Source organism: Nitrincola salilacus (genome assembly GCF_046271865.1).
Taxonomy (GTDB): domain Bacteria; phylum Pseudomonadota; class Gammaproteobacteria; order Pseudomonadales; family Balneatricaceae; genus Nitrincola; species Nitrincola salilacus.
On record NZ_CP176580.1, the window covers coordinates 753,762 to 766,098 of the forward strand.

A 12,337-nucleotide genomic window follows, 5' to 3' on the forward strand; every position below is an offset into this window, starting at 1 on the left:
AAGGGGCGGTAGAGATCAGAGATCTGCACTGTCTTCCAGTCGATCAAACTTGCTGAGCAGGTTTTTCAGGCGGTCGTCTGTCTGAGCCTTGTTGCTCTCCAGTACTTTACGTATGTCGCGCAGTTCACTGATCTCCAGTCGAAGCAGCTCGACCTCTTCAATCAATGACTCGATTTTTGTTTCCAGCTGGCTGAACAGCTCTGCTTGCATGTGAGGCTCCATAGGGTGTCGACAGGTGTTATGACGAATTGATGTAACATTGATAAAATTAAGCGGGCAGACTAAGGGGGCTGCAGGCAGGTGTCAAATGATATTGATCAGTGGCTCTTGACGATATCGTCCTGCTGGATGTTGGCGCTGCTGTCTGTGCTGTTGATCACGCCACTGGCAAAGGTGGGTTGCACGTTATCGAGCGTCAGGGTGACTCGGGTGTTCAGCAGTTCGCTGTAAGGGTTGTGCATGGCATCATAATGGGTGTAACGGCGGTAGACGCTGAGACGATCTCCAGCTGACAGGCCGCTGAGTTGTCCGGCATTGATCCAGACACGATCGTTGTCGGTACGGGTAATGCGAGCCGTGAAGGGGGTGCAGCGCAGCGTGGTTTCAATATCACTGCCTACCTGATTAAGAAGTGAGCGGACTTTCTGGCCATATTCCTGCTGTTGAAAGTCTGCAGAGTTGAAGTCAGCACGTTGTTCACGCAGCAGCCAGCGGCCAGCTGTCGCATATTGCTGCTGATGGATCAGTGCACCACTGAAGGCGTCATGAATGAACAGATCCATAACGAAATTGCGCATGTGGCGTGCGCTGGCAGTATCCAGCTGGTTGTAGAGATCCACCAGCACGTTGCTCTCACGCGGGCCTTGTGGATTGTGGGGGGCGATATCACGTATCACACCGGAGACGATGTATTGAACATTCATCTGCTCGGTATGGCGCAGCAGGCTGGTCAGCGTGCCATCATCGAGCATGTGGGTCGGTGCGGTGGCTGGGTTCGGGTGCATGTTCAGTTGGCTGGCGTTATGTACCTCCAGGTTTTTATGCTGGGCGAAGCGGTTTGACAGGTGGTCGGTCAGGTCCTGTCCCAGACGATGCAGACCCCCCGTGCTGGCCTGGGCAGGCGACAGCAGTGGGAAAGAGGTGATCACGACACTTTTGCGATAACCGGATGATGCACTGCCATTCGGGCAGGTGGTTTCGACCGCGACCCGCGCGAGAATCCGCACAAACAGATACTGTCCCTGTACCCATTCATCGACCACTTCGACATCGCTCAGTGTACCCAGTGTCGAGATGCTCATGTTGTCGATTTCCAGAATACCATCGCGTATCTGCTGGGTGGTGGCGATGCGAGCTGCGGCCTGCAGTGAGGCGGCTTGTGAGGCATCGCTGATGGCCGCGCGGCGTGCACTTGTCAGATCCGAGTTGAGTATCATGGCTCGGCCTTCTGCTTCGACGATCACGTCTGAGGCCTGAGCAGCGGGGATCAGTAACAGCAGGATAAAAGCGAATCGAATCAGCGAATGGATCATAAGGCTCCGGTTATCAGTGTCAGCTGATATCAAAGTAAGCATTTTATGCAGCGGGCGCAAATGATAATGCCTGTGCAGCGAGTTTATTTATGGTAGATTCTCTATTGAAAGCAATCCTTTGAAAAGGGCTCAGATGAGTTATCGTTCATTACTGCTGTTGTTGATTCTGTCAGTGTTATTGCTCAGTGGCTGCCGTATTGTCACCAGCGATGATCCTATGCCTGTGCATATTCAAAGTGTGGATTCTTCAGTGGCCAGTCGTGGGAGTGCTCTGCCGGATCCTTCGCTTGCATCTGCTCGGTCGGCAGATCTGGCGCTGGTTGAGCATTCCGGTTCTGGTACTGATCCGGTCAGTGAGGCTATTCAGCAGATGGCTGCGCAACTGGCATCCGGGTTGGATGAGAACAGGGTGAAACGTTTGCCCTTGGCGATCCTGCCTTTCAGTCGGCTGGAGAGCAGAGGGGAAGCGGGATCGGTCGGGGAGCGGCTTGCCGAAAGCTTTATTTTTCAGATGGAGTATCTTGGTTATAATCTCGTCGATTACCGTGCCGTCAGTCTGACAACAACCAGCAAGCCTGATCTCAGCGACGCCAATCTGTCCATGCTGCGCAATCGAAATCGTATCTATTTCATCCTGACCGGCACCTATGCCGAATACTCTGATGGGGTAGTGGTCAATGCTCGTGTGCTGGATACCACAACCCGGCAGGTGATTGCTGCCGCGCAGAGTCATATTCCATATCAGCGGTTCGAAGAGACCTGGCCCGGGTATAAGCCCCTCCAAGCGCGTGAGCGTGGCATGATCATTGAAAACAGGCGTGGCCCTGTGGGAATTGAGTAAGCATGAGTAAGCGTGTGTTGGTGTGTTTGTTATTGTTGTTCCCTGTGCTGATCTCTGGCTGCGGTACGGTTTCTCAGTCTGCTGCATCCTTTGTGGATTCTATTCCTGGTGTCACGGTATCTCCGCGTGTTGAGGTGCCTTCAGAACCGAATTGGGTCAGTGCTACAGGTTATGCCCCCATCAGCCTTCAGCCGGGGCAGACCGAACAGCAGAAGATCATTATGGCGATGCGCGCATCCAAGCTGCAGGCCTATCAGGAACTGGCAGCGATTATCAACGGGCAGTATCTGTTCGGTTCCACGTCGGTGCAGGATATGGTGTTGCAGAATGATCAGTTCAAAACATCCGTTGCCGGTATAGTGCGCGGTGCCAGAGTGGTCAAGAGCTACCCGGTGCAGGATGATACCTATGCCACAGTGCTGGAAGTGGATCTGAACCAGGTGCAACGCGCTTGGGTACATCAGAACTGAGTGCATCAGAACTGAGTGAGGCCTTTTGCGGGGCTGTTTTGAAAACTGATAGTGTTAACGCATCAGGCTACTGTGTAGCCTGAATATGCTCATCCAGCTTCTTGCAGATCGCTTCCTGTAGATTTTTACACACATCAGGATCGCTGATCGGCTGATCATTTTCGTCGGTGATGAAGAAAAAGTCTTCCACTCGCTCGCCGATATTCGAGATCTTGGCTTTTCGCACCGATAATCCGAACTGTACAAAGATCCGGCCAAGACGCGCCAGCAGTCCCGGGCGATCTGGCGTTATCACTTCCAGAACCGTCTGATGACTACTCGGATCATTGCTGATGTTGACAGTGGTGGGCATGGCGAACAGTTTGAGCTGGCGCGGAACGCGGCGCTGAATGATCTCGGGGAAGTCGTCTGGGTCATCCAGTTCATCGGTCAGATGGCGCTGAATGCTGGCCAGATAGTCGGGGTTCTCGGACAGTGGCTGGTTATCTTCCGTCAGTACCGTATAGGTGTTAAGCGTGCGGCCATTGTCGGCTACGATAATGCGCGCATCCTGTACGCTCAGATGCAACTGATCCAGCGCCGCCACAGTGGCAGGGAAAAGATTGGGCAGATCCTCTGCATAGATGAAAATCTCGGTGGCACCTTCGTAGAGCCGATAGGAGGTCTTCTGCACCAGTACCAGCGGTAACGGTCGTTCGCCATGCTCCAATATCGCCTGTGTATGCCAGGCGATATTGCGGCCATCCTCGCGCAGGAAGTATTCATCTCCCAGCAGATTCCAGAAAACGCGAACATCCTGCTCATCAATACCGAGCCGAATCAGAATGCTCAGTGCTTCATGTTGTAACTGCTCAATGCGGTCCTCTTTGTTGACCGGGTTTTCCAGGCCGCGACGCAATGCACGTTTGGTTTCAGTATAGAGCTGGCGCAGCAGTGAAGCGCGCCAGCTGTTCCACAGGGTATGGTTGGTGGCGTTGATATCGGCCACGGTCAGCACATAGAGGTAGTTCAGATGGATGATGTCGCGCACCTCCATGGCAAACTTGTGAATCACCTCCGGATCCGAGATGTCGCGGCGCTGAGCGGTCATCGACATCTTGAGGTGGTTGCGTACCAGCCAGGCAACCAGGTGGGTATCCCATTTGCCGATATGATGACGGCGACAGAAGGCGAAAACATCCTCGGCCCCCAGCTCGGAATGATCTCCACCGCGGCCCTTGGCGATATCGTGATACAGCCCGGCGATGTAAAGCAGCTCAATTTTGGGCAGCTGGCTGATGATACGGTGTGCGATCGGTAGCAGCTCGCGATATTCATCATGCCGGAACTGGCGCATCTTCTGAATCACTTTGAGCGTATGTGCATCCACCGTGTAAATGTGGAACAGGTCATGCTGCATCTGACCGACAATGCGACCGAACTCCGGCAGGTAACGGCCCAGAATGCCATAGCGGTTCATCCGCTTGAGCTGAGTCGAGACGCCATCTTCCGAGCGCAGCAGTTCCATGAACAGGGAGGTGTTGCGGATATCATGACGGAACTCATCATCAATCAGATGGCGGTGCTCACGGATCAGCCGAATGGTCGAGGCGCGCACGCCCTTGATTCTGAGATTCTGCGCAAGCAGCACGAACAGCTCCATCAGCGCAAAAGGATGGTGCTCAAACACCTTGTCATGGGTGACTTGCAGATAGTCGTTATGGATTCTGAAACGGCTGTTGAGCGGTTCGGTGCGCTGCTCCTCGTCGGCTCTGAGAATCACCTCGTCGAAGTATTGCAGCAGCATGTCATTGAACTCCGACATCGCCATCGCGATGCGGTAGTACTTGCTCATGAACTGCTCGACGGCCAGTGCGCCATCCTGATCCTGATAGCCGAAATAGGCTGCCAGAACACGCTGATGGTCAAACAGCAGACGATCCTCGCGGCGCTTGCAGGTCATGTGCAATGCGTAGCGGACGGTCCAGAGGTACAGCTCACCCTTGTTGACGATATCCAGCTCATATTCGGTCAGGAAACCATGGTCCACCAGATCGCGGATATAGGTGGCACCGAAGTGGCGTTTGGCCACCCAGCCGACGGTTTGAATATCACGCAGGCCGCCGGGGCAGTTCTTCAGGTTGGGCTCAAGGTTGTATTCGGTGTTGTTGGTTTTTTCGTGGCGTTCGGTCTGTTCGTGCAGCTTTGCCTTGAAAAACTCCTTGTCAGTCCAGGCTTCATCCGAGATGACGCGGGCATACATCTGAGTCTGCAGTTCCGGGTTGCCGATCAGCGTGCGGGATTCGATCAGCGTGGTGGCGATGGTGACATCATTACGCGCTTCGCTGTAACACTCTTCGACTGATCGCACACTGGAGCCTATATCCAGCTTCATATCCCACAGAAGAGCAAAAAAACGACTGATGGAGTCGGCGAAGGTCTCTGCTTCCAACGTATCATCGGTCAGCAGGAGAATGTCGATGTCTGATTGCGGATGCAGTTCGCCGCGCCCATAGCCACCCACTGCCACCAGAGCAAGCTTGTCCAGATCCGGCCAGTCGAACAGTTGCCAGGCCGCATTCAATATCTGATCGATCACCCAGGCGCGGCCATAGATCAGTTTTCGAATGTCGGCACCCTGGCGAAAGTCCTCATCCATCAGTTCATTGGCGCTGGTCAGCGCCTCCTTGAATACGGCAAGAGGCTTGCGACAGTCACTCAGGCGCTGTCTGAGTTGAACAGGGTCCAGGTATTCAGGAACGGCCGTCAGTAAAGTGTGCGTACTACCCATGATCAGATATTGCCCTGTCAGATTTTGGCCCTGTATGTGGGTGGGATCAGCGTGTGGTATCAGAAGTGCTCTTCCTTGCGGCGAGTCAGTACCTCATAGCCATCTGCTGTCACCAGAATCGTGTGCTCCCATTGTGCCGAGAGCCGGCGGTCGGCTGTCTCGACTGTCCAGCCATCACGCTTGGACAGTTTTACGTGGCGCTTGCCGGCATTGATCATCGGTTCGATCGTGAAGATCATCCCTTCGCGCAGCACTTCCCCTGTACCGGCTCTGCCATAATGCAACACCTGAGGGTCTTCATGGAACTCGGCACCTATGCCGTGTCCGCAGTATTCACGCACCACCGTGTAATGGTTTGCCTCGGCATGGCGTTGAATCACTTCGCCGATATCACCCAGATGCGCGCCGGGCCGAACCAGTTCGATACCCTTGTACATGCACTCCTGGGTGATTTCGCAGAGTCGGGTGGCGTGAGGTGCAACATCACCGATGTAGAACATCTTGCTGGTATCGCCATGGTAACCGTCCTTGATGACGGTTATGTCGATATTGATGATATCGCCGTTTTTCAGTTTCTTGTCGTTGGGGATGCCGTGGCAGACCACCTGATTGACGGACGTGCAGATCGATTTCGGAAAACCATGGTAATTGAGCGGCGCAGGAATTGCCTGCTGCTCATTAATAATGTAGTCATGGCAGATCTGATTGAGTTCGTCGGTCGTGACGCCGGGCTGAACATGTGGCTCAATCATCTCCAGAACCTCGGCTGCCAGGCGGCCGGCGGTTCTCATTTTGCTGATCTCTTCCGGGGTTTTGATTGTGATGCTCATGTCGGTACTCAGATTCCTGGTCACGTGTCGTTGGGGTGGGCTTGTTGGTTGCGAATGACGCCCTTAAAGGCCAATTGTAGCGAATTCCGATCCAAGGTGATAACTCTGTCTGTTGAATAGCCCACTCCAGACAATCCTGCCAGCTAATGCCAGCTAAGGTTGGTCGAAAAAGCCTGATTACAGAGATGTCAAATCAGTTTGTGCGCTGCAGGTAAATCGTCTATAATGTCGCGTCGTTTTACATCCATCAACTCCTTGCTTCTGATCAGATGTTGTTTTTACCGTCCGGATCAGGGGCTGCAAACCCGTAAGGAGCTCCAATGCGTCATTATGAAATCGTATTTCTGGTTCATCCGAACCAGAGCGAGCAGGTTCCGGCCATGCTCGAACGTTACACCACCTTGATCGAAGGTGCCGAAGGCAAGATCCACCGTCTTGAAGACTGGGGTCGTCGTCAGCTGGCTTATCCGATCAACAATGCTCACAAAGCACATTACGTTCTGATGAACGTTGAGTGCACCCAGGAAGTCCTGGATGAGCTGGAAAATCTTTTCCGTTACAACGATGCAGTGCTGCGTAGCATGGTTCTTCGTTGTAAAGAAGCGATCACTGAAGCCTCTCCTATCAAAGCTGCAGAATCTCGCGAAGAGCGTAAGCCACGTCGTGAAGACCGCCCTGAGCGTCAGCAGAGAGAAGATGAATCTGAATCTGCCGAAGACGAGCAGGATTCTGAATCTGAAACTGTTGAAGATTAATTCTGAAGTCTGAGGAGAGTTCACATGGCTCGTTTTTTCCGTCGTCGCAAGTTTTGCCGTTTCACCGCTGAAGGTGTTGATCAGATCGATTACAAAGATCTCGAAATCCTGAAAGCTTACGTTACCGAAACCGGTAAAATTGTACCAAGCCGTATTACAGGTACTAAAGCTCGTTATCAGCGTCAGCTGGCAACAGCTATCAAGCGCGCTCGTTATCTTGCGCTGCTGCCTTATACAGATGGTCATGAATAAATAAGGATCTACCGTCGTGCGTACCCTCGCTGAATTTATCATGAAGGGTCGCAGCCAGGCGGTTTTGGTGGCTGTCATAGCTGCCATGCTGCCGTTTCTGTACTGGATAAGTGCAGCTGCGGTTTGTCTTGTCACACTGCGTCGCGGTGTGACAGACGGGTCTCAACTACTGTTATGGGCTTTGCTGCCTGCTGGTGCCTGGGCACTGGTGGGGGATCCAACAGCGGTGATCGTGATATTGGGTAGCTATCTACTGGCTGTCCTGTTACGACGCAGCATGTCCTGGATCAGGGTGTTGGTCGGTTTGATTCCGATCGGGATCGTGGCAAGTTTCGGCCTGGAACTGGGGTTGGGATCCATGCTGGATCAGGTGCTCGAACTGGTCAGTCAGCAGGAGTCGGGTGCGGTGCCGCAATTGCAGGCGCTGGCATCCTACGATCTGAAGGTGCTGATCATTGGAGCAGTAACTGCATTCCATGCAGCGGTGATGCTCGCATCACTTGCACTGGCACGCTGGTGGCAGGCTTGCCTGTTCAACCCCGGCGGGTTTGGGCAGGAGTTTCGGAATATACGTCTGAAACCTGTCTTTACACTGGTGCTGGTGACAGCTGTTGTTCTGCTTCCCAATATCGGAGCAGAGATGGTGCGCTGGATGCCGTTGCTGATGTTGCCCCTGATTGTGGCAGGCATGGCACTGGTACATGGCATAGTTGCCATAAGAGAACTGGCTAAAGGCTGGTTGACAGGGTTTTACCTGTCGCTGGCGCTGTTCGGTCCTTATGTACTTACGTTGTTGGTGATCAGCGTGGCGATCGATTCATTGATCGATCTGCGTTCACGCATACCAGCCAGGAATTAAAACTGCACATTAGATTGCAGAAACAAGAGGTTTACGAGATGGAAGTTATTCTGCTCGAAAATATCGGCAAGCTTGGCAAACTGGGTGACAAAGTGTCAGTCAAAGCGGGCTTCAGCCGTAACTATCTGCTGCCGCAGGGTAAAGCAGTATCTGCCACTGCAGAAAACGTTGTTAAGTTTGAAGAGCGTCGTGCGGAGCTGGAAAAAGCTTCCAACGATCGTCTGGCTGCTGCTCAGGCACGTGCTGATCAGCTGAAAGAGATGGAACTGTCTGTTGTCACCAAAGCTGGTGACGAAGGCAAGCTGTTTGGCTCTATCGGTACTCGTGATATCGCTGATGCGATCACTCAGTCCGGTATCGAAGTCAACAAGAGCGAAGTTCGTCTGCCAGAAGGTACTATCCGTCACGTTGGCGAGTACACTGTCAGCCTGCAGCTGCACGCTGAAGTCACCACTTCAATCAAGCTGATCGTTGCTGCTGAGTAATCAGCCTCGACCATTAGCCTGACAAGTTGTCGGTCTGACTGGAAACACCGTCTGTTCTGCAGGCGGTGTTTTTTTTTGTCTGAAGTGCTCCTCCAGTAAGATATCTTCACAGACAGTGTTAGAATACTGCGCTGACTTAACGAGACATCAGGCAGTATTCATGGAGTTTTCAGAGCGCGACCAGGATGAACTGGCAGAGATAAAGGCACCTCCTTTTTCACTGGAGGCGGAGCAGTCCGTACTGGGCGGCCTGATGCTGGATAATAATGCCTGGGATACGGTGTCCGAGATTGTTTTCGAGGCACAGTTCTACCGTCCTGAGCATCGCATGATCTTCCGTGTGATGCAGAAGCTGGTGGATGAGTCGCGACCACTCGATGTCGTGACCCTGTCTGAAGAGCTGGATCGTACCGGTGATCTGGAACGCGCTGGCGGTCTGGAATATCTGGTTTCCCTCGCGCGTAATACCCCCAGCGTATCCAATATCCGTGCTTACTCCGAGATCGTGCGTGACCGTGCGCTGCTGCGGCAGATGATCGATGTCGCCAATGAGATCGCAAGCAGTGCCTTTCGCCCCGAAGGGCGGGCATCAGATGAGATACTCAACGAAGCCGAGCAGAAAATTTTCCAGATCGCAGAAGGGCGGCCCAATCAGGGTGGACCCGAGGCGGTCACTGAACTGCTCAAACGCGCGGTCGAGCGCATCGACTTCCTGTTCAATAACTCCGATGCCCTGACCGGCGTCACCACCGGCTTTGATGATCTGGATGAGCGCACGGGTGGCCTGCAGCCTTCGGATCTGATCATTGTCGCTGCCCGACCCTCGATGGGTAAAACCACCTTCGCGATGAACCTGGTCGAGAATGCGCTGATGGCGACCGAACGGCCGGTGCTGGTGTTCAGTCTCGAGATGCCGGCTGATCAGCTGCTGACCCGTATGCTGGCCTCGCTGGGTAAGATAGGTTTGACCAAGATGCGTAGTGGCCAGCTGGAAGAGGAAGACTGGCCGAAGCTGACCAATGCCGTGAATGCCCTCAAAGGCAAGCCGCTCTATATCGATGATACGGCCGGTATCAGCCCGAACGAGATGCGTGCCAGAGCCAGGCGTATTGTGCGTGAGCATGGCGACCTGGCCATGATCATGGTCGACTATCTGCAGTTGATGCAACTGAAAACCGGTAAGAGCGAAGGGCGAACCGCTGAGATATCCGAGATATCACGCTCCCTGAAAGCACTGGCAAAAGAGATGGGCTGCCCCGTGATTGCCCTGTCGCAGCTTAACCGTAGTCTTGAGAACCGCCCCAACAAGCGCCCGGTGAACTCGGATTTGCGTGAATCAGGCGCGATCGAGCAGGATGCCGACGTCATCATGTTTATCTATCGTGATGAGGTGTACAACGAGGACAGTGAGTTCAAGGGAGTGGCCGAGATCATTATCGGGAAGCAGCGTAACGGACCCATCGGTACGTCACGCCTGGCGTTCATCGGTAAATATACCCGCTTCGAAAACCTCGCACATGGGCACTATGACTATGATGACGAGTAGTGGTCGGTAGTGCTTATGGTAGTACTTATATTAGTACTTATGATAGTCCTTATAGCCGGTTAAGCGTTATTTAGTCACCTTCATCATCGCATCCCTGAACTGATCAGGGATGTGTACAACCTTACGCTCCTGATAGTCGAAAAACACAATGCCGGTCTTGGCGTGAGCGATTTCGACAGCCGTTTTTTTATTGCTCAGCAGATAGAAAAAATCACAGCCGTATTTATTGAAATCGCCGACCGTGACATCTATCTGAATCTGGTCGCCATGGAACCCCTCCGCTTTATAGACGATCGCCGAGTCCGTCATGATGATGCCCAGCCCCTCCACATCCATCTCAGAATAGTGGTACTGGTTGAGGAAGCGGATGCGGGCTTCGTGGATGATCGAAAGCACGGCATCGTTGCTCAGGTGTCCGCCATAATTGATGTCGCTGATCCGTACCGGTATCTCGGTGCTGAACAGGTAGTTATCGGGCATATCGATCTTGATGCGTGGCATGGTTGTTCGTGTCTCACTGTTCGTTAAAAGTGTTCGTTAAATATGGTCGTTAAATGTGTTCGTTAAATGTTTATCAGATGGCTAGTCGTCACCCAGCTTAACCTATCTGCTGTACAACATTCAGCATGCCCTGGCACAGAGTGCCAAGATCCTCATCGCTCATGATATAGGGCGGCATCACATACACTAGCTTGCCAAAGGGGCGTACCCAGATACCCTGCTCAACAAACAACGGTTGCACCTCAGACAGGGTTACACTCTGATGCAGTTCAATCACCCCGATCGCACCCAGGCAGCGCACCTCCGCAACATTAGGCAGGGCAGCAGCGGGAGTAAGTCCTCGCTTCAGGCCTGATTCTATACGCCTTACATTTCCGGCCCAGTCCTGCTCCTGCAGCAGTGTCAGACTCTCGCAGGCAACGGCACAGGCCAGTGGGTTGGCCATGAAGGTGGGGCCGTGCATAAAGCACCCGGCGCCACCGCGGGAGATGGTCTGAGCGATCTCGTCACTGGCCAGTGTAGCGGCAAGTGTCATATAGCCACCTGTCAGTGCCTTGCCCAGACAGAGGATATCCGGACTGATCCCGGCATGGTTACAGGCGAAGAGTTCGCCGCTGCGGCCGAAGCCGGTGGCAATCTCATCGGCGATAAGCAGTATCTCATGGCGGTTACACAGCTCGCGTGCCTGCTTCAGATACTCGGGCGAGTAAAAGTGCATGCCACCAGCGCCCTGTACCACGGGCTCCAGGATCAGGGCCGCGATCTCATCGCTGTGCGCCTCCATAAGTTGGGCCAGAGGCGCGATATCATCAGGATTCCATTCTGCCGCGAAGAGGGTTTCCGGGCGTGGCGCAAAGTATTGCTGCTGCAATACACCGCTGAACAGCTCATGCATGCCGGTGACCGGATCGCAGACCGACATGGCGCCGAAGGTGTCACCATGATAGCCGTTACGCAGACTGATCATACGATATTTGCCGGGCCGCTGGCGCGATTGCCAGTATTGGATCGCCATCTTCATGGCCACCTCGACCGACACGGAGCCGGAGTCGGCAAAGAAGACTCTGTCCAGTCCTTCAGGCGTCATATCGACCAGTTGCCTTGCCAACTCAATGGCAGGCTCGTGTGTCAGGCCGCCGAACATGACATGAGACATGCGATCGATCTGCTCATGTGCTGCCCGGTTCAGTCGCGGGTGGCTGTAACCATGAATCACTGACCACCAGGAAGCCATACCATCAATCAACTCCCGCCCATCCGCCAGCGTGATTCTGACCCCGGATGCTGACACCACCGGGTATACAGGGGGCGGGTTGATCATGGAGGAGTAGGGGTGCCAGATATGTTGCTTATCAAAGGCGGATTGTTCGGCGCTGATCAAGGGCATGGCAGATTTCCAGAGCAAAGGGTGACGCTGTTTGTTTCACCGGTGACTGTTCGGGGCGATAGTATAGCAAATAATCAGCACTCTTCAGGAGAAAGCCATCTGTCTGCGA

At 53.6% G+C, this 12,337-nt stretch carries 13 protein-coding genes; 7 read left to right on the forward strand and 6 right to left on the reverse strand.

Going from position 1 to position 12,337, the window contains the following annotated elements; translation table 11 throughout:
- Window positions 1–15: 15 nt before the first annotated feature.
- Window positions 16–210 carry a cell division protein ZapB gene (gene zapB / locus ACK3CJ_RS03450; RefSeq protein WP_409525022.1) on the reverse strand — a complete coding sequence of 65 codons (195 nt, stop codon included), beginning with the start codon at window positions 208–210 and terminating at the stop codon, window positions 16–18.
- A gap of 107 nt (window positions 211–317) precedes the next feature.
- Window positions 318–1,532 (reverse strand): flagellar assembly protein T N-terminal domain-containing protein, encoded by a 1,215-nt coding sequence (locus ACK3CJ_RS03455; RefSeq protein WP_409525023.1) that lies wholly within the window; start codon window positions 1,530–1,532, stop codon window positions 318–320.
- Window positions 1,533–1,665: 133 nt separating this feature from the next.
- Here ACK3CJ_RS03455 and ACK3CJ_RS03460 point away from each other — a divergent pair, with 133 nt between their 5' ends.
- Window positions 1,666–2,373: a FlgO family outer membrane protein gene (locus tag ACK3CJ_RS03460; protein WP_409525024.1), complete on the forward strand. Its 708-nt coding sequence runs from the start codon at window positions 1,666–1,668 to the stop codon at window positions 2,371–2,373.
- Between the two features lie 2 nt (window positions 2,374–2,375).
- The gene (locus tag ACK3CJ_RS03465) at window positions 2,376–2,843 is read left to right on the forward strand and encodes an LPP20 family lipoprotein (protein WP_409525025.1); all 468 of its coding nucleotides are present in this window, start codon (window positions 2,376–2,378) and stop codon (window positions 2,841–2,843) included.
- A 67-nt stretch (window positions 2,844–2,910) separates the two neighbouring features.
- Here ACK3CJ_RS03465 and ACK3CJ_RS03470 read toward each other — a convergent pair whose 3' ends face one another.
- Entirely contained in the window at window positions 2,911–5,613 is a 2,703-nt protein-coding gene (locus ACK3CJ_RS03470) for a [protein-PII] uridylyltransferase (RefSeq protein ID WP_409525026.1), read from the reverse strand.
- 59 nt (window positions 5,614–5,672) lie between these two features.
- A complete protein-coding gene (map, locus tag ACK3CJ_RS03475; RefSeq protein WP_409525027.1) occupies window positions 5,673–6,443 on the reverse strand; it encodes a type I methionyl aminopeptidase in 771 nt (256 codons plus the stop codon).
- 320 nt (window positions 6,444–6,763) lie between these two features.
- On the opposite strand from map, the gene rpsF reads away from it, so the two are divergent.
- The 5 genes from rpsF (at window position 6,764) to dnaB (ending at window position 10,340) form a co-directional block, all read left to right on the forward strand.
- Entirely contained in the window at window positions 6,764–7,198 is a 435-nt protein-coding gene (rpsF, locus tag ACK3CJ_RS03480) for a 30S ribosomal protein S6 (RefSeq protein ID WP_409525028.1), read from the forward strand.
- A 24-nt stretch (window positions 7,199–7,222) separates the two neighbouring features.
- Window positions 7,223–7,450: a 30S ribosomal protein S18 gene (gene rpsR, locus ACK3CJ_RS03485; RefSeq protein ID WP_151704029.1), complete on the forward strand. Its 228-nt coding sequence runs from the start codon at window positions 7,223–7,225 to the stop codon at window positions 7,448–7,450.
- 16 nt (window positions 7,451–7,466) lie between these two features.
- Window positions 7,467–8,309 carry a hypothetical protein gene (locus ACK3CJ_RS03490; RefSeq protein ID WP_409525029.1) on the forward strand — a complete coding sequence of 281 codons (843 nt, stop codon included), beginning with the start codon at window positions 7,467–7,469 and terminating at the stop codon, window positions 8,307–8,309.
- 38 nt (window positions 8,310–8,347) lie between these two features.
- The gene (gene rplI, locus ACK3CJ_RS03495) at window positions 8,348–8,794 is read left to right on the forward strand and encodes a 50S ribosomal protein L9 (protein ID WP_151704027.1); all 447 of its coding nucleotides are present in this window, start codon (window positions 8,348–8,350) and stop codon (window positions 8,792–8,794) included.
- Between the two features lie 160 nt (window positions 8,795–8,954).
- Window positions 8,955–10,340 (forward strand): replicative DNA helicase, encoded by a 1,386-nt coding sequence (gene dnaB, locus ACK3CJ_RS03500; protein ID WP_409525030.1) that lies wholly within the window; start codon window positions 8,955–8,957, stop codon window positions 10,338–10,340.
- A gap of 66 nt (window positions 10,341–10,406) precedes the next feature.
- Here dnaB and ACK3CJ_RS03505 read toward each other — a convergent pair whose 3' ends face one another.
- Entirely contained in the window at window positions 10,407–10,841 is a 435-nt protein-coding gene (locus ACK3CJ_RS03505) for an acyl-CoA thioesterase (RefSeq protein WP_151704025.1), read from the reverse strand.
- A 97-nt stretch (window positions 10,842–10,938) separates the two neighbouring features.
- A complete protein-coding gene (bioA, locus tag ACK3CJ_RS03510) occupies window positions 10,939–12,228 on the reverse strand; it encodes an adenosylmethionine--8-amino-7-oxononanoate transaminase (RefSeq protein ID WP_409525031.1) in 1,290 nt (429 codons plus the stop codon).
- Window positions 12,229–12,337 lie beyond the last annotated feature (109 nt).